The sequence below is a fragment of the Peribacillus sp. TH27 genome, from assembly GCF_016650915.1.
Lineage (GTDB): Bacteria > Bacillota > Bacilli > Bacillales > DSM-1321 > Peribacillus > Peribacillus butanolivorans.
On sequence record NZ_JAEKEV010000002.1, the window covers coordinates 3,267,631 to 3,283,777 of the forward strand.

General features: G+C 40.1%; 20 protein-coding genes. 15 read left to right on the plus strand and 5 right to left on the minus strand.

All coding sequences use genetic code 11. From position 1 onward, the window contains the following. Window positions 1-4 precede the first annotated feature (4 nt). The 7 genes from gntK (at window position 5) to JFU24_RS17125 (ending at window position 7,351) form a co-directional block, all read left to right on the plus strand. Complete coding sequence (gntK, locus tag JFU24_RS17095; protein ID WP_201250217.1) at window positions 5-1,549, plus strand: gluconokinase; 1,545 nt, start codon at window positions 5-7, stop codon at window positions 1,547-1,549. Window positions 1,550-1,642: 93 nt separating this feature from the next. Further along, window positions 1,643-2,119, plus strand: coding sequence for a Cys-tRNA(Pro) deacylase (gene ybaK / locus JFU24_RS17100; protein WP_201187553.1), 477 nt, complete (start codon window positions 1,643-1,645; stop codon window positions 2,117-2,119). A 105-nt stretch (window positions 2,120-2,224) separates the two neighbouring features. Continuing rightward, window positions 2,225-3,343 (plus strand): PRK06851 family protein, encoded by a 1,119-nt coding sequence (locus JFU24_RS17105; RefSeq protein WP_201225052.1) that lies wholly within the window; start codon window positions 2,225-2,227, stop codon window positions 3,341-3,343. A 175-nt stretch (window positions 3,344-3,518) separates the two neighbouring features. Then, complete coding sequence (locus tag JFU24_RS17110; protein ID WP_201250218.1) at window positions 3,519-4,391, plus strand: Cof-type HAD-IIB family hydrolase; 873 nt, start codon at window positions 3,519-3,521, stop codon at window positions 4,389-4,391. A gap of 25 nt (window positions 4,392-4,416) precedes the next feature. After that, a complete protein-coding gene (locus tag JFU24_RS17115; RefSeq protein ID WP_446728290.1) occupies window positions 4,417-5,502 on the plus strand; it encodes a PQQ-dependent sugar dehydrogenase in 1,086 nt (361 codons plus the stop codon). A 204-nt stretch (window positions 5,503-5,706) separates the two neighbouring features. After that, window positions 5,707-6,123, plus strand: a complete 417-nt coding sequence (locus JFU24_RS17120) for a MarR family winged helix-turn-helix transcriptional regulator (protein ID WP_201187545.1) — start codon at window positions 5,707-5,709, stop codon at window positions 6,121-6,123. 22 nt (window positions 6,124-6,145) lie between these two features. After that, complete coding sequence (locus tag JFU24_RS17125; RefSeq protein ID WP_201250219.1) at window positions 6,146-7,351, plus strand: MFS transporter; 1,206 nt, start codon at window positions 6,146-6,148, stop codon at window positions 7,349-7,351. 145 nt (window positions 7,352-7,496) lie between these two features. Here JFU24_RS17125 and bshB2 read toward each other — a convergent pair whose 3' ends face one another. The 3 genes from bshB2 to pdxK all read right to left on the minus strand — a co-directional run bounded on the left by bshB2 (window position 7,497) and on the right by pdxK (window position 9,556). Continuing rightward, the gene (gene bshB2, locus JFU24_RS17130; RefSeq protein ID WP_053348416.1) at window positions 7,497-8,162 is read right to left on the minus strand and encodes a bacillithiol biosynthesis deacetylase BshB2; all 666 of its coding nucleotides are present in this window, start codon (window positions 8,160-8,162) and stop codon (window positions 7,497-7,499) included. 96 nt (window positions 8,163-8,258) lie between these two features. After that, window positions 8,259-8,606, minus strand: coding sequence for a YojF family protein (locus JFU24_RS17135; RefSeq protein ID WP_201187541.1), 348 nt, complete (start codon window positions 8,604-8,606; stop codon window positions 8,259-8,261). A gap of 125 nt (window positions 8,607-8,731) precedes the next feature. After that, on the minus strand, window positions 8,732-9,556 hold the full coding sequence (pdxK, locus tag JFU24_RS17140; RefSeq protein ID WP_082527519.1) for a pyridoxine/pyridoxal/pyridoxamine kinase: 825 nt from the start codon (window positions 9,554-9,556) through the stop codon (window positions 8,732-8,734). Between the two features lie 426 nt (window positions 9,557-9,982). On the opposite strand from pdxK, the gene mobA reads away from it, so the two are divergent. The 4 genes from mobA to JFU24_RS17160 are packed head-to-tail and all read left to right on the plus strand — an operon-like array spanning window position 9,983 to window position 12,343. Further along, on the plus strand, window positions 9,983-10,618 hold the full coding sequence (mobA, locus tag JFU24_RS17145) for a molybdenum cofactor guanylyltransferase (protein WP_201250220.1): 636 nt from the start codon (window positions 9,983-9,985) through the stop codon (window positions 10,616-10,618). Further along, window positions 10,608-11,072: a molybdenum cofactor biosynthesis protein MoaE gene (locus JFU24_RS17150; protein WP_053348419.1), complete on the plus strand. Its 465-nt coding sequence runs from the start codon at window positions 10,608-10,610 to the stop codon at window positions 11,070-11,072. The genes mobA and JFU24_RS17150 overlap by 11 nt, the downstream gene beginning before the upstream one ends. Beyond that, complete coding sequence (gene moaD / locus JFU24_RS17155) at window positions 11,065-11,298, plus strand: molybdopterin converting factor subunit 1 (RefSeq protein WP_056524079.1); 234 nt, start codon at window positions 11,065-11,067, stop codon at window positions 11,296-11,298. Before JFU24_RS17150 ends, moaD begins: the two co-directional genes overlap by 8 nt. A 25-nt stretch (window positions 11,299-11,323) precedes the next feature. Further along, a complete protein-coding gene (locus tag JFU24_RS17160; RefSeq protein WP_201250221.1) occupies window positions 11,324-12,343 on the plus strand; it encodes a MoeB/ThiF family adenylyltransferase in 1,020 nt (339 codons plus the stop codon). Window positions 12,344-12,429: 86 nt separating this feature from the next. Here JFU24_RS17160 and JFU24_RS17165 read toward each other — a convergent pair whose 3' ends face one another. Together JFU24_RS17165 and JFU24_RS17170 are read right to left on the minus strand one after the other, a co-directional pair. Then, window positions 12,430-12,777: a general stress protein gene (locus tag JFU24_RS17165; RefSeq protein WP_053348422.1), complete on the minus strand. Its 348-nt coding sequence runs from the start codon at window positions 12,775-12,777 to the stop codon at window positions 12,430-12,432. 147 nt (window positions 12,778-12,924) lie between these two features. Continuing rightward, window positions 12,925-14,358, minus strand: coding sequence for a phospholipase D family protein (locus tag JFU24_RS17170; RefSeq protein WP_201222559.1), 1,434 nt, complete (start codon window positions 14,356-14,358; stop codon window positions 12,925-12,927). A gap of 150 nt (window positions 14,359-14,508) precedes the next feature. Between JFU24_RS17170 and JFU24_RS17175 the strand changes: the two genes are divergently transcribed. The 4 genes from JFU24_RS17175 to JFU24_RS17190 all read left to right on the plus strand — a co-directional run bounded on the left by JFU24_RS17175 (window position 14,509) and on the right by JFU24_RS17190 (window position 16,117). After that, complete coding sequence (locus JFU24_RS17175) at window positions 14,509-15,189, plus strand: uracil-DNA glycosylase (RefSeq protein WP_201222561.1); 681 nt, start codon at window positions 14,509-14,511, stop codon at window positions 15,187-15,189. Then, window positions 15,164-15,376 (plus strand): hypothetical protein, encoded by a 213-nt coding sequence (locus JFU24_RS17180; RefSeq protein WP_053348425.1) that lies wholly within the window; start codon window positions 15,164-15,166, stop codon window positions 15,374-15,376. The genes JFU24_RS17175 and JFU24_RS17180 overlap by 26 nt, the downstream gene beginning before the upstream one ends. Window positions 15,377-15,464: 88 nt before the next feature. Beyond that, entirely contained in the window at window positions 15,465-15,722 is a 258-nt protein-coding gene (locus JFU24_RS17185) for a YwdI family protein (RefSeq protein ID WP_201187532.1), read from the plus strand. A 26-nt stretch (window positions 15,723-15,748) separates the two neighbouring features. Beyond that, entirely contained in the window at window positions 15,749-16,117 is a 369-nt protein-coding gene (locus JFU24_RS17190) for a DUF423 domain-containing protein (RefSeq protein ID WP_056524091.1), read from the plus strand. The last annotated feature ends 30 nt before the right edge of the window (window positions 16,118-16,147 follow it).

The window sequence follows — 16,147 nt, forward strand, 5'->3', positions numbered from 1 at the left end:
AAATATGAAACATTCAGGTTATATGATGGGGATCGATATTGGTACGACGAGCACGAAAGTTGTTCTTTTTTCAAAGAGGGGCGAGGTCGTCCATTCATGTTCTAAAGGATATCCGCTTCACAGTCCAACTCCGTCTGTTGCGGAACAAGATCCGGAAGAAATCTATAAAGCGGCTATTATTGCAATCGGTGAAGTGATGATTGCAAGCGGAATAGCAAAGGATGAACTAAGTTTTATTTCGTTTAGTTCAGCGATGCATAGTTTGATTGCCATGGATAAAGACGGTAAGCCGCTCACAAATAGTATTACGTGGGCAGATAACCGAAGTGTAGCCTATGCGGAGCAATTGAAGGCATCGGAACAGGGGACGCAATTGTATCACAGAACGGGAACACCAATTCACCCTATGTCCCCAATCACGAAAGTTATGTGGCTTAGAAAAGAGCATCCAGAAATCTTTAACAAAACGGATAAATTTTTAGGGATTAAAGAATATATTATCTATAAATTTTTCAAAGAGTTTGTAATGGATTATTCACTTGCATCTGCAACAGGTATGTTCAACTTGAAAAACTTGGCGTGGGATGAAGAGGCATTGGCCATTGCGGGAATTGGATCGGACAAGCTTCCTATGCTCGTGCCAACGACCCATATCCTTTCTGGATTGAGCCAGGAATTGGCAGGAAAAATGAACATTTGTGCTGGTACTCCATTTGTTATTGGTGCAAGTGATGGGGTGCTTGCCAACTTAGGCCAAAATGCTATCAAGCCTGGTGTGCTTGCGGTAACAATAGGAACAAGCGGTGCAGTGCGAACCGTCAGTGACCGTCCGCTTACTGATCCGAAAGGGCGGACGTTCTGTTATGCCCTCACTGAGAATCATTGGGTAATTGGCGGACCAGTCAATAATGGGGGAATCACTTTCCGATGGGCCCGGGATCAATTTGGTCGGGTAGAAATCGAAAGAGCTAAGGCCTCGGGTCAGGATCCATATGAGATATTGACCGAAATGGCTTCAAATATTGCACCTGGCTCAGACGGGTTAATATTCCACCCGTATATGGCAGGGGAACGGGCGCCATTATGGAGTGCTGATGCAAGAGGTTCCTTCTTTGGACTAGCTCTTCATCATACTCGCGATCATATGGTGCGGGCTGTGCTTGAAGGTGTGATGTACAACTTATACAGTGTCCTCCTTGCTGTGAGGGAACTGACAGGTGCTCCGGAGAAAATCCATGCAAGTGGCGGATTTGTCCGCTCCAAGCTATGGCGGCAAATTATGGCTGATGTATTTAATCAGAATGTGACAATCCCAGAAAGCTTTGAAAGCTCGAGTTTAGGTGCTGCCGTTCTAGGATTATATGCTTTAGGTGAAATTGAAAGCCTGGATGAGGTTGAAAACATGATTGGGCATACAAATGAACTTGTTCCAATCGAGGAGAACGTTAAAGTGTATGAAGAACTAATGTCGATTTATTTATCCGTAAGCCGGCAATTAGAAGGCGACTACAAGCGTATTGCTGATTATCAAAGACGTCATTTAGAATAAATTTGAGTGAAAGCACAGATGCAGAAGCGCTGTGCTTTTCTTTTTGCCTACAAAAAATGGTAAAATGGAGAAAAGGATAAGGGGACTTTTGAGATGGGAGCCAGTAAAACAAATGCAATGCGAATTCTCGATAACAAACATATAAAGTATGACATGATGAGCTATGATGTCCACGACGGCCAAATAGACGGTGTTACCGTGGCGAGTAAAATTGGTAAAGCGCCAGCAACCGTGTTTAAAACACTCGTTACTCACAGCGGACCTCAGCAGCTTTATGTATTTGTTATTCCTGTAGACACCGAGCTGGATTTGAAAAAAGCAGCGAAAGCAGCAGGTGCGAAAAAAATTGAAATGCTCGCTGTTAAAGACTTGCAGAAATACACAGGGTATATTCGAGGGGGCTGCTCACCAATCGGTATGAAAAAGCAGTATCCGACTTTTATTGATGAAAGTGCAACCAATCTGTGTGAAATCATCGTAAGCGGTGGGAAAATTGGGACACAAATTGTCTTGAAACCGTCAGAATTCCTTGTGGCTGCACAAGCGGAGCCTAGAGCTCTTATCAAATAGATAAAGAATACTATTAAACCTAAACCTTAGGCATTCACCTACCTGGGTTTTCCTGCATAAGCTGTCTTGAAGATGCACATCTGTATGGTGAAGGAGAGTGTGAAAGTGGCAGGAAAAGTGATGCATTATTTCGCTGGAGGCAATACGGCTAAAGGTTTTTATAGTTTATATGATTCCAATCTAGCTGGTTTGGAGAAATTATTTATTTTAAAAGGCGGACCTGGTTCAGGTAAATCGACTATTATGAAAAAAATTGGCCAGGAATGGCTGGATAAAGACTATGATATCGAGTTTTTGCATTGTTCGTCGGATAATGATTCCATTGATGGGGTAATTATTCCCGCCTTGAAAATAGGTCTTGTTGATGGGACTGCGCCACATGTGATTGAACCGAAAGCACCGGGAGCCGTTGAAGAATACGTCAACCTAGGGGCTGCCTGGAATTCTCAACAGCTGGCAGCTGAAAGAACGACAATCATAAGATTGACCAATGCTAGAACCAAGAGTTTTGAGAAGGCATATGCTCTTTTCGCAGAAGCATTAAAGATACATGATGAATGGGAAGATATTTATAAGGCGAACATTGATTTCGTTAAATTAAATGGATTAACCAATAAATTGATAGAAGGCTTTTATAGAGATATTGTTCTCAACAAAAAAGCAGATGTTCGTCACCGGTTTTTAGGTGCCGCTACGCCAGAGGGAGCAGTTGATTACATCCCGAGTATTACAAAAGGAGTGCAAAAACGCTACTTTTTAAAGGGTCGACCTGGCTCAGGAAAATCGACGATGCTGAAAAAGATTGCAAAGGCTGCGGAGAAAAGAGGATTTGATGTAGAAGTGTATCATTGCGGTTTTGATCCTGAAAGTTTGGATATGGTAATCGTCCGGGAGGCAGGAATCGCTATTTTTGACAGCACCTCTCCGCATGAATATTTCCCGAGTAGAGAGGGTGATGAAATCATTGATATTTATAAAACAGCCATCCACTCTGGAACAGATGAAATTTATGCTGATCAGATCAAGGATGTTTCCTCCAGATACCGGGCGAAAATGAATGAAGCAACTGCATGTCTTGTAAAAGCGAAAGAGCAGCATGACGCACTTGAAGCCATTTATGTAAAAGCAATGGACTTTACTGCAATTGATGACATTCAAAAGGACATTCAAGAACAAATTACTGCACGGTCAAAGACTGTGGATAATCATACGATTTTACATTAAGAAAAAAAACTGTACCTATTCCAAATAGGTGCAGTTTTTTTATATACATAGAAGAGACAACTGAAAGATAATCATTTTTAGTTGGCGTTGAAAAGCTCTCCCGTTTGTTATACGTGTTTATCAACTCTCTTTCGGTTAAAATAAGGGTTATATTGAAAAAAAGGAGCGGGTTGAATTGATTAAGACGATTGCGATTGATATGGACGGAACATTATTAAACAAGATGCAAAAGGTGAGTGATGAAAATAAAGCCGCTATCCAGAGGGCGCAAAGAGAAGGAGTTGAGGTGATCATTGCTACAGGAAGATCGTACGAGGAAGCAAAGTACGCTTTAGATGAAACGGGCATTGTGTGTCCGATTATCTGTGTAAATGGGGCTGCTATTTTCACGCAGGACGGAAAAATTGCTGCTTCCAATCCGATGTCACTTGCTACTGCACAGAGTGTTGCCGAATACCTCGAAGAACAGGAAATTTATTTTGAAATTTATACGAGTCAAGGAATCTATTCTAAAGACTATGAAAACGCAATATCTGCTTTAGTGGATGTTTTTGTTACAGCTAATCCGGACATTGACCCTGTGGGAATCAGAAAATTTGCAGAGGACCGTTTACAGCTTGGACAGGTAAAGTCCGTTTCCAATTACTCAGATTTATTCAGCCACTCTGATATAGAATATTATAAAATTCTAAGCTTCTCTAAAAATTTAAGTAAATTAGACCAAATTGCTTCACAATTGAAAACTCAGGATGGGGTGACCGTCACCTCTTCAGGACGTGAAAATGTGGAAATCATGAGTGGGCAGGCGCAAAAAGGTACTGCGCTTGAAAAATATGTGACTAAAAAGTCTGCTTCGATGCAGGAAACTATGGCCATCGGAGATAATTACAATGATATATCAATGTTTGAAAGAGTGGGTTTGTCTGTCGCAATGGGAAATGCCCCGCTTGATATTCAAAAGCTTTGTGATGAAGTAACAGGTATTAATGATGATCACGGTGTTGCTACAGCTATTCTAAAGGTACTTACGCAGTCATCAGCATACTAAATATGGAACGAAAGGAGAAGAGCTTTTGAAAAGATGGTGCTTATATTTTCTCATGGCCGCATTAACTTTAACTGGTTGTAACGTTAATAAAGAAGAGAACAGTAAAGCACAGCAGAGCCCTGATAAAGAAGTGTCGGAAACTCTAGGAGAGGGCCCTGAGGTGCTGTTAACGAACTTAATTGCACCTTGGTCGATTCAGAAGAATGGGGATACAATGTATGTGTCAGAGCGGACAGGCACCATCGTTCAATGGGAAAGGGGCGAGATGACGAGGCAAAAGGTTAAGCTTAAAAAGACATTGTCAGTGAAGGCCGAAGCTGGATTACTTGGATTTTTGTTAACTCCTGACTTCTCGAATAACAGGCGTGCAATTGCCTACTACACGTATGAAGAAGGCGGGAATTCTATTAATCGAATCGTTACTTTACAAAAGGATAATGATACGTGGCGGGAGTTGGAAACATTAATCGACGGAATACCAAGCGGTGACTACCATCATGGAGGTCGAATCAAGATTGGCCCGGATGATAAGATATATGCAACAACAGGGGACGCGAGGAATCCAACAATAGCCCAGGATCTTGATTCTTTAGGTGGGAAGGTCCTAAGAATGAACCTTGATGGTACCATTCCGAAAGATAATCCAATCGAAAACTCATACGTCTATTCATACGGACACCGCAACCCACAAGGCTTGGCCTGGGATGAGGCTGGTCAGATGTATGAAAGTGAACATGGTGAGTCTGCTCACGATGAATTAAATAAAATTGCCCCCGGTATGAACTATGGCTGGCCAGAAATAGAGGGCGATGAACAAAAGCCGAATATGGTAAACCCATTGATACATTCCGGTGAAAATACATGGGCCCCTTCTGGAATTGCTTATTTTGACGGAAAGCTATACATTGCAACCTTAAGGGGAGAATCGCTCAAGAGCTATGATGTACAAAGCGAAAAAATGACCGATATTATCACAGATTCCGGGCGGATACGTGATGTGTTTGTGGATGAAGATTCTCTCTATTTTATAAGCAACAATACGGTTGGTCGGGGAAACCCCGATGAAAAAGATGATAAGCTGTATCGCTTGCCGCTATCTCAGATAAATTGAAAAAGGCCCTAAAATGGCCTTTTTTTTGTGTGTTTTAAGAAGCATCGAACTTAGCAAATAATTAGCTTGAATACTGTTAAAGGTTTAGAGAAAAATATCAGTGCACTATTTAAGTAGTTGGCCATTTTCTTCATCTGTAGTGTAGACATTTCTAATAAATCAGTGTATAGTTACCTAGGTAACTATTTAATAGGGGGAATACCTATGTCCTTTCATAATGGTTTTTTTCATCATAATCTGCAATTTTCAAGGTCATTTACTAAAAAGTTAAATGAACAATTGGCCAAGGTTAATCTTTTTCATTCTCAATGGTTGATTATATATTATTTGAATCAGTATGGTTGTTCTACGCTTGTCGAAATTAGTAATTATCTAGATGTGGAGAAACCGACAGTAACTCGGACGGTCAATCGTTTAGAAGAACGTAAGTTGATTGAACAAATACCCGGAAAAGATAAGCGGGAACGGAGAATACAGTTAACTGAATCAGGCGAAATAACCTATCAAGAAGCCAAAAAAGTAGTTGAGGAATTTGAACTTCAATTAATGAGTGGTTTGGCTGAAGAAGATCGTGAGACAACGTTACGAACTTTGCTTTTCTTAAAGGGAAAATTAAAATAATTAGGAAGGAAGAAGGATTGAAATGAATCAGAAACCGAAATTGTGGACGAAAGACTTTTTGATTGTATCGTCTGCGAACTTTTTTCTATTTTTAACATTTTATGTCTTAATGGTGACATTGACCATTTACACGATGGATAACTTTCATGCATCCCAAGCGCAAGCTGGTCTTGCTTCAAGTATTTTCGTCCTAGGGGCTGTACTTGTAAGGCCAATTGCAGGGAAAAAGATTGACCAGATTGGCCGCAGAATAATGTTGCTTGGATCATTGATCTTATTTCTAATATCATCCATTGGATATTTTCTAGTAGATAGTTTATCACTTTTGTTAATTGATCGATTAATTCACGGTATCTCTTTTGGCCTTGCTACTACAGCAACGGGAACGATTGCAGCAGATATTATTCCGAATGAACGACGTGGTGAAGGAACAGGTTACTTTGCCATGAGCACAAACTTGGCAATGGCATTTGGGCCGTTTATTGGATTATTGATTACACAGCATTTTAGCTATTCCATTATTTTCTATGCTGCATCTTTATTTGCTGCATTCTCTTTAGTTGCTTCATTATTTATGCATGTACCTGAGGGGGAAAAAGAACGAGTATCTCAACAAAAAGGCTTTAAAATTGGCGATTACTTTGAAAAAAGAGCTTTACCTATTTCTATTTTTATTGGATTTGCCGGTTTTACGTATTCGAGCATCTTGTCCTATTTAACATCCTTTGCAAAGGAACTAAATTTAATGGACGCGGCGAACTTTTTCTTTGTAGTGTTTGCTATATTCCTTTTGGTGTCACGTCCCTTTACAGGGCGTATGTTTGATGTGAAAGGTGAAAATGCAGTTATCTATCCATCGCTCCTACTATTTGCGGTGGGTATGGTCATTCTTAGCCAAGCCCATCATGGAATCACCCTCCTAATAGCTGGCGCATTAATCGGAGTGGGATATGGTACGTTCCAATCAAGCTGTCAGGCGATTTCAATTAAGGAGTCCCCATCAAACCGAATGGGATTAGCAACTTCTACGTACTTTACAATGTATGATTTTGGTATTGGTGTAGGTCCATTCCTACTTGGATTCCTTATTCCTTTTACCGGGTTCCAAGGGTTATTTATAGGCATGTCCATTTTGTCATTTGTTCTCATAGTCATTTACTATTTAGCGCATGGTAAAAAGGCTTCTGCAAGAAAGAAAATGCAATCTGAAGAGCGGTTTTCTGCTTAATTTTCTGCATTTTCTTGTTTAAAAACAAAAAAAATGGGGATGCTTATATTATGATTGATTTTCCAAGTAATCCCCCTTTTCTCCGCCTGTTATATACAGGCGTTTTTTTTATGTTATAACAAAAAAAACCGCCAAATTGGCGGGTTTAAAATTTATAGGTCCATAATCGTTCTTTGCGGATCCAGTCAAGAAAGTCAGCATCTTGGTTTTCGAATTTTTCTTTCCAGTCGACCACCATCGCCTCCGTTTGCGAACGGTGTGCTGTAAATGTATCTACCTTTTTGTTTTCGACGGCAGAAATATCATGGACGATGTCAGGTTGTCCTAAATCGTCGATGCAGTTATTGGAGAAAGCGACACAGTGAAGTTTAGGTCTCTCTTTTTCTTCGATTCTTTCCACAGCTCGGACCACAGCTCGTGCAGTTGCTTCATGATCCGGATGAACGCTGTATCCTGGGTAAAACGTAATGATTAATGAAGGATTAAGTTCATTAATGGCATCTGTAAATAAAGAAGTCAGCTTTTCATCATCTTCAAATTCGATGGTTTTATCACGCAAACCGAGCATGCGTAAATCTTGGATACCAATCGCGTTTGCAGCATCGATTAATTCCTTTTTACGAATTTTAGGAAGCGATTCTCTTGTTGCAAAAGGAGGATTTCCTAAATTCCGTCCCATCTCTCCTAGTGTTAAGCATAGGTAGGTAACGGGGGTGCCTGCTTCTCTATGTAAAGCAAGCGTTCCAGAAACCGAGAAGGCTTCATCATCAGGATGTGGGAAAATAACTAATACATGGCGTTCTTTTTCCAAGGTATATTTCTCCTTCCGTTCTACTTACAGTGAGTATAGTTATCTGCCAATTGGGGCGTGCATGGCGGATTTTTGACACCTGCAGCAAGATTGTAATTATTCAAAGGGAGTAGGACTAATTTGCATGGAAACAGCAAGTTTTCCGGTAAAATCAAGCCCTGCCAGTAGCAATCTCCCATGTTCATCAATTTCGAAGTGGTTTACTCCTTCAGCGTATACCCAGCCAATATTGAGCTTTAAGCCGATACGATAGGGTCCGTCCCCAACTATCTTCCCATGTTCATACTGTATAAAAGCATTACGGATATAAGCGCCTGCCGAAAAAAAAGCTTCATCTACATGAGTGGCATAGGCGCCGTTGGTTGTTTCAAGGTGAAGATATACATCTTGTCCTGCAAAAGAATCGATAGCATTCTGCACCTCTGTACGGTCTATAGGTTTCATTCTACAATTTCCTCCTTAACTGGGCGGCTAGATAAGCATTTCCTTCTTTCTATTTTACTAAATATAAACAAAAAAAGCGAAAAAGGCCGCTCAATGATTTTGAGCGGGCCCTTATTTTTAATTAATTATTTTGTTTTTTCAGCAACCCCGTATTTATGGTATGCACCATGATTGACAGGACCTACATAGTCATTCATCTTCCAAGAATGACGAACAGCTTCTGTTATGAAGTCTTTTGAAACATGAATCGCCTCGCGCGGACTTTTACCTTCAGCCAATTGAGCTGCAATAGCTGCTGAAGATGAACAGCCGGCACCGTGTGTATTGGTTGTTTCAATTTTTTCAGATTCAAGAATCTCAAATTCTTTTCCATCATATAAAAGGTCGATAGCTTTGTCATGATCCAGCTTATTTCCACCTTTGATCAAGACATATTTCGCACCAAGTGCATGAATTTTTTCAGCTGCACTCTTCATATCATCAATCGTCTTGATTGGCGCTGTGCCTGCTAATTGGGCAGCTTCGAAAAGATTCGGTGTAACTACTGTTGCACGTGGAACAAGTAGGTCACGAAGTGCTACAGCTGTTTCTGGATGCAATACTTCATCTTCACCTTTACAAACCATTACTGGATCAATTACGACTTTGTCCAGTTTCAACTCGTCAATTTTACGGGCAACAAGTTCAATGATTTCGACTGATCCAAGCATTCCTGTTTTCATAGCATCGATACCGATTGATAAAATCGTCTCGATTTGGGCTTCTAAAATCTCAACCGGTGTAGGGAATACATTATGAGACCAGCCGTTTTTAGGATCCATCGTAACGATAGTCGTTAAAGCGGACATTCCGTAAACACCGAATTCTTGAAATGTCTTTAAATCAGCTTGAAGACCTGCGCCGCCGCTGGAATCAGAACCAGCAACTGTCATAGCTCTTTTCATAGTCATTATGTGACCTCCTCAGGAGAATTGTATCGATATTATCAGCATACCAGGTAATATCCTGTTTTTAGAATATACCAAAATTTCTATTATGTAAAACTTAGTTGTCACCCTAAATGAGTACCTTTTTGAGAGACATGGAGAGGCTTCGAATAAACACGTTTTAATTGAAAAAATATTATCGGAAATTATGAACCAATGAACGAAATTTAAGAGATTAGGAAGTGGGGATTCCTGGGTGTTAGGGTTTGGTTCATATAAAAAATATGCTATATTCTATCTTTTAATTAATAAGCAAAGTTTGTGAAAGTGTCATTATTTTCGAAGTTGATTTAAAATATGGATACATTGAAAACTTCTTTAAAGGATATATTCCTTATAGCGTTACCATTAGATGCAAGGTTAATCCCGAAATAGGAAGGGGGGAATCAGATGGAATGCACAATGCTGCTTTTGGCAGGCGGGAAATCTAGCCGTATGGGTGTGAATAAAGCTCTGTTGAAGATAGGTGAGGACGTGAACATCTCAAGAGTGGCTTCCGAGTTGAAAAAAGTTTCAGAAAACATTCTAGTCATTACGAATACATCTGAAGATTATCAATTTCTTCACCTTCCGCTAATTCCCGATTTACATAAAGATCGAGGCCCCCTTGGAGGACTACATGCAGGAATGTCCTACTCAAAAACAGAGCTGCAGTTTCTTACGGCCTGTGATATGCCTTTTGTGAGTGCAGAAGCAATAAATGAAATTATTTCCTATTATGAGTCTGATCTAGATGCCATCATCCCTGAAATCAACGGCAGGCTTCAGCCGCTTTTCGCTGTTTACCATAAAAGGTGTCTACCTGTACTAACGGATTGTTTAGTGAAACAGGAATTGAAAATGAGGATCTTTTTAGAAAAGATTACGGTGAAAATTATTAAGGAAACTGACTTTGAGCTATATCATAAGAATCCTAAGCGTTTTCAACGCCTATTTTTCAATATGAATACGAGGGAAGATTATCAAGAGGCAGGGCATATTAATCAAACTGAATTTTATATAAAGGATGGTAGCCATGAACTATGACATTTCTAAAGAACCGATTGTCATCCAGGAAGTGATTGATAAAGTAGTCAATCGTAATGCGGGTGCTGTAACGACCTTTATTGGTACAGTAAGGGAAATGACGAAGGGTAAAAAGACTTTATTCTTAATCTACGAAGCATATAAACCGATGGCAATTAAGAAACTAGAGCAAATCGGCTCCGAAATCAAGGAGCGTTGGCCTGATGCAGAAACGGCGATTACCCATCGCGTAGGTAAATTGGAAATCACGGATATCGCCGTTGTTATCGCCGTTAGTACTCCACATCGAAATGATGCCTATGAGGCAAATCGATATGCGATTGAAAGAATTAAAGAAATTGTCCCAATTTGGAAAAAAGAACATTGGGAGGATGGGGAAACATGGGTTGGTAATCAATTGGAAACTGTTCCTTATCCGAAAGGAAAACCAGAAGAGGTGGATATAGATGATTAATGTACTCTTATTTGCTCAATTAAAAGATGAATTAGGAAAAGAAACTCTTTCTATAGAAGGAAATGGAATGAGTGTGGCTCAGCTGAAAGGGAAAATGAAGATTGAATTTCAATTGGAGGGTCTTGAAACCGTGATGACAGCGGTTAATGAAGAATTTGCCGACGATGAAACGATTTTATCTGATGGAGATACAGTAGCCTTTATTCCACCTGTTAGTGGAGGCTGATTAGATCAGATAGGAGGGAATCATAGTGAACGAGCGATATTCAAGACAGACCTTATTTTCACCCATTGGTGAAGGGGGACAGGTGAAAATTCAACAGAAGCATGTGTTACTTCTCGGGGCCGGAGCACTGGGATCTGCTAACGCTGAAGCTTTGACTCGCGCTGGTGTAGGTAAGCTGACTATTGTGGACAGGGATTATGTCGAGACCAGTAATTTACAACGACAACAGCTGTATACTGAACAGGACGTTGAAGAAAAGCTGCCAAAAGCTGAAGCGGCAAAACGCCATTTGCATGCTATCAATCATGAAGTAGAAGTAAAGGCGGTCATAATGGATGCAACCGCGCAGACTCTGGAACCACTGCTAGGTCATGTTGATTTGATAATGGATGCTACTGACAACTTTGAAACACGGATGATTATCAATGATCTGTCACAAAAGCTTCAAATTCCGTGGATTTATGGGGCCTGTGTAGGCAGTGTTGGAATGACAATGACAATCCTGCCTGGACAGACGCCTTGTTTGCACTGTTTGCTAAAAACTATTCCGATTCAAGGAATGACCTGTGATACAGGTGGGATTATTTCACCGGCTGTAACGATGGTGGTGGCACATCAAATAGCCGAAGCCTTAAAAATTCTCGTTGAAGATTGGGAATCAGTTCGTCCTTCGCTCGTTACTTTTGATTTGTGGCGGAATCAATACCAAACTGTTAGATTAACAAAAGTGAAAAAGAAGGATTGTCTTTCTTGCGGAGATCAGCGGACATACCCATTTTTAACAATGGAAAACGCGACGAAAACAGCGGTTCTTTGCGGAAGAGATACAGTACAGGTCAGACCGCCAAAACCATTGAAACTTCAACTAGAGAAGTTGGCCAAAGACTTGAACGGAAGTGGTTATTTGGTAAAAGTTAATTCATTTCTTCTCTCTTGTGAAAAGAATGGTGAACGGATGGTTGTTTTCCAAGATGGTCGGGCATTGGTTCACGGTACGAAGGACATGGTCCATGCAAAGGCCATGTACCAAAGTATTCTGGGATAGCGAATGTAAAAAGCGAGGCTGCCGGTAGAGGCGCCTCGCTTTTTTATAGAATGCTATATAGGGTAATGTATAAAGATTGATTAGAATTAGTGAGTAATACCGTCTTTATTATCTTGTTTGGATGCAACGATGACGACTTTTCCTTCATCAAGTACTTCCTCATAACGTTCTGCTTCCATATCACTAAGGCCAAGATTGCTCATTCGATTACGAAGTTCATCTCCACGTGATTTAAAGAGATTTCCAACTGTATCGAGGAAGCCTTGTTCTTTCATGCCAACATCTTCTGTATTCGTGTTCTCGGTAAGATGCTTCGAACGAGTTTTGTCATGGGCAAACAAATATACATCATCCTTTGTATACCCGAATGTAACTAATTCATCAATTTTTTCCTTTGCTTGCAATCCGTTTTCTACAACATGTACTTGATACATATAAACTCCTCCTTGAATTTTAGTGTAAGACTTTCTTAAATTAGGTAAATAGTATCTTGCTTATCTTAGTTGTTGATTAGCTATAGTAGTATATAACCTTATTTGGACATGGATAAACATTTTGCAATGGAATAATGATAATAATATTTAGTATGTGGTGAAACGGAACACCTTTTGTAATCGGTAGGTTAAATATTTGAAAACAGGTAATTTATCCTGATATTCGCTATAATCCGCAGTGTATATTCCGTCTTGATTTTTCCAAAGTCTTTGAAAATAGTTATCGACATCCTGGGTGACTTCGGCATCATTCGGAGCGTGGATTTCAACATTGGCTTCGAGGTTATAGTCATCTAGATTGCGTGCAGTGTAATTAGCCGATCCTCCAATAATAATCATTTCATCTGCTTTTTGAATCATCATCAACTTTGTATGAAACTGTTCTTTATCTGTTTTGTACCAACGAATCGAGATGTTTTCATCACCCAGCTTTTCGAATTCAGCAGCAACTGGAAGATTAGGGAGCCCGATTTTCTCACTTCCAAATGCATTTTGATTCGGATCTAATATCATTTGAATTTTCACGTTTCGTTTAGCTGCATCTGTTAAGGCCTCGACAACATGGCGATCGGCAATATAAAACATGGCAAGCTGGATTTGGTCGCCTTTCTCCGTTTCCTTAATTGCTTTAAGAACATGTTTATTGATTTTTCCCTCTGTTAGTAACTGTACAGAAATCGGCCCTTTATCGGCAGAGGCCTCCTTGAATTCTGGAAATGCCTTCGGACCCCCTGAGAATTTCGAAGCAGCTTCTTCTGCTTTAACAAAATCGCCGATGATATTTCCATCCATCTGGAAGGCGATATTGGAGTGGAATCCGCTCGCGTCATGAGGGTTTGCTGATGAAATAATGGCCGTCTTTTCTGTAGCAATCACTTTCCTGTGATTGGCTTTGATATTCATCAATCTAAGATAAGAGCGCACGGTGACTTTTGGAGCGCTTTTGGCCATTGGGTTCACAATCCAACCTTTTCCGCTTTCGCCGAACCATTGGAAGAAGGTCCTGTATACACCTGAATAGAGCGGGTTTGGATCCCGTAGCCGATCTAAATTGGTTACAATAACATCAATGTCATTTTGCTTCAGGGTTTCCAGTGCCTCTAATTGGTAGGCGTTATAGGAAGTATTTACTTCATCAGTAATGAACATAACCTGGAGCTTAGGTTTCTTTTTCTTCTGGGCAACCAGTTTATCTGTTAGAGTCTCAGTTAACTTTGGAAAGTTTATCTTTTCATCATAAAAATTATTAAACAAAAACATATCGATTACGATAAAAGAATTAGCCTCTTCGATAGCTTGATTGATGGTTTGGAAGATTCGCTGCTCATGTTGCAGATTTCCCTGTTTATCGTGATAAGACAGGTCATAAATAAAATCAATATCCTCGACATGATGAATCTTCCCTTCATAAGAAATGCCATCAGGCAAGGGCTTGTAGCTGTTATAGATAATCACGAATGTAATGACGATCAAAATACTAACAAGCAGATAAAATCGTTTTCTTTTGTACCATTTTTTCATAGGGAATCCTCCAACATGGTTAAATTGCTTGCTAACTACCTATTTCCCCAATTTGGGGGTAAATAGAAACATAAATCGTAACCTATTTGAAAAAGGGTAAGAAAATGAGTTTGATATAATAGTATAAAAAGAAGAAAGGGGCTATGGCAGATGGCAAAGCAGATATTAACAAATGATTGGTGGCCTCTGTTGGAAGAGGAATTCAAAAAAAATTATTACCAAGAGCTAAGGGAGTTTATAAAACAAGAGTACAGTCAGCATGTCATTCATCCGAATCAGGATGATATTTTCAATGCACTTCAATTTACTTCATATAAAAAGGTAAAGGTTGTCATTCTTGGTCAGGACCCTTATCATGGACCGGACCAAGCACATGGCCTTAGTTTTTCCGTGAAGCCGGAGGTGCGTATTCCGCCTTCTCTAAGAAATATTTTTAAAGAGTTACAAAGTGATCTAGGCTGTGAGGTTCCTGATAATGGTTCCCTTGTTAAATGGGCAGACCAGGGTGTACTTCTGTTGAATACCGTCTTGACTGTGCGTGAGGGAGAAGCCCATTCACACAGAGGAAAGGGATGGGAGATCTTTACGAATCAAGTTATCCGCTTGCTGAATGACCGACAAAAACCGGTTGTTTTTATCTTGTGGGGGAGGCCGGCTCAAACTAAAATCCCTTTGATCGATGAAAGCCGTCATAAGATCATTACGTCCGTCCATCCTAGCCCATTGTCGGCGACACGAGGTTTCTTTGGTAGCAAGCCGTTTTCTAAAACAAATCAATTGCTGAAGGAAATGGGGGAATCCCCAATTGATTGGAAAATCTCGAATCGTTGATGTGGAGAAGAAAATTGAACGGGTAAATTGTATGGCGTGCAGGCATTTTTATGTAACTTGGGATCCTAATTTTCCAAAAGGCTGCCGTGCTTTTCAATTTAAAACGTTAAACCAACCATCTCTTGATGTTTTTCGTTCTTCCGGACAGCTTTGCATGAAGTTTGAATCCAAGCTGTTAAAAAAGTAGATCAGTATGCAAGGATGTTTTCTTCACCTCAAATTTTTGCTATGCTAGGTATGAAAGTTTTGACATGTATGTAGACGAGGTGGTAAAGGTGGATATTTCATCAAAACGAATGTTAGATAAAATGGAAGAGCTTGTCTTGAAAGCGAAACAGGCAAATTCAGAGGATAAGTTGCAGGGGTATGTAATTGCCATTCAGTCTCTATGTGAAGTAATGGTGGATGAAAAAGCTGGTAACATCAGCATTCCAAAGCCAATCACATTGACCCAGCCTGTTATATCATCTGTATCCAATGTAGAGCCGGTTAAAATGGATGAAGCAAATGGCGCATCCTTATTCGATTTTTAAATTAAATAAAGAGGGGCGAAGAAAAAGTGAAACTGTTTATCATTTTAGGAGCATTGAATGGTTTTCTTGCCGTAGCGCTAGGTGCATTCGGAGCGCACGGACTGGAAGGGAAAATTCCTGATAAATATTTAGCAACATGGCAGACGGCTGTCGATTATCAAATGTTTCATGCAGCGGGTTTATTAGTGCTTGGTTTGTTGGCGGGAAAGATCTCAAGCCCGCTAATTAATTGGTCAGGCTGGCTTATGCTGATAGGAATTATCCTGTTTTCCGGAAGCTTATTCGTTCTTAGTGTTACTCAAATCAAAGTTCTGGGAGCCATTACACCAATTGGTGGAGTTTCATTCTTGGTTGCTTGGGTTCTAATGATCATTGCTGCATATAAATACTTATAAAAAAAGCTGACCTTTTTCTAGGTCAGCTTT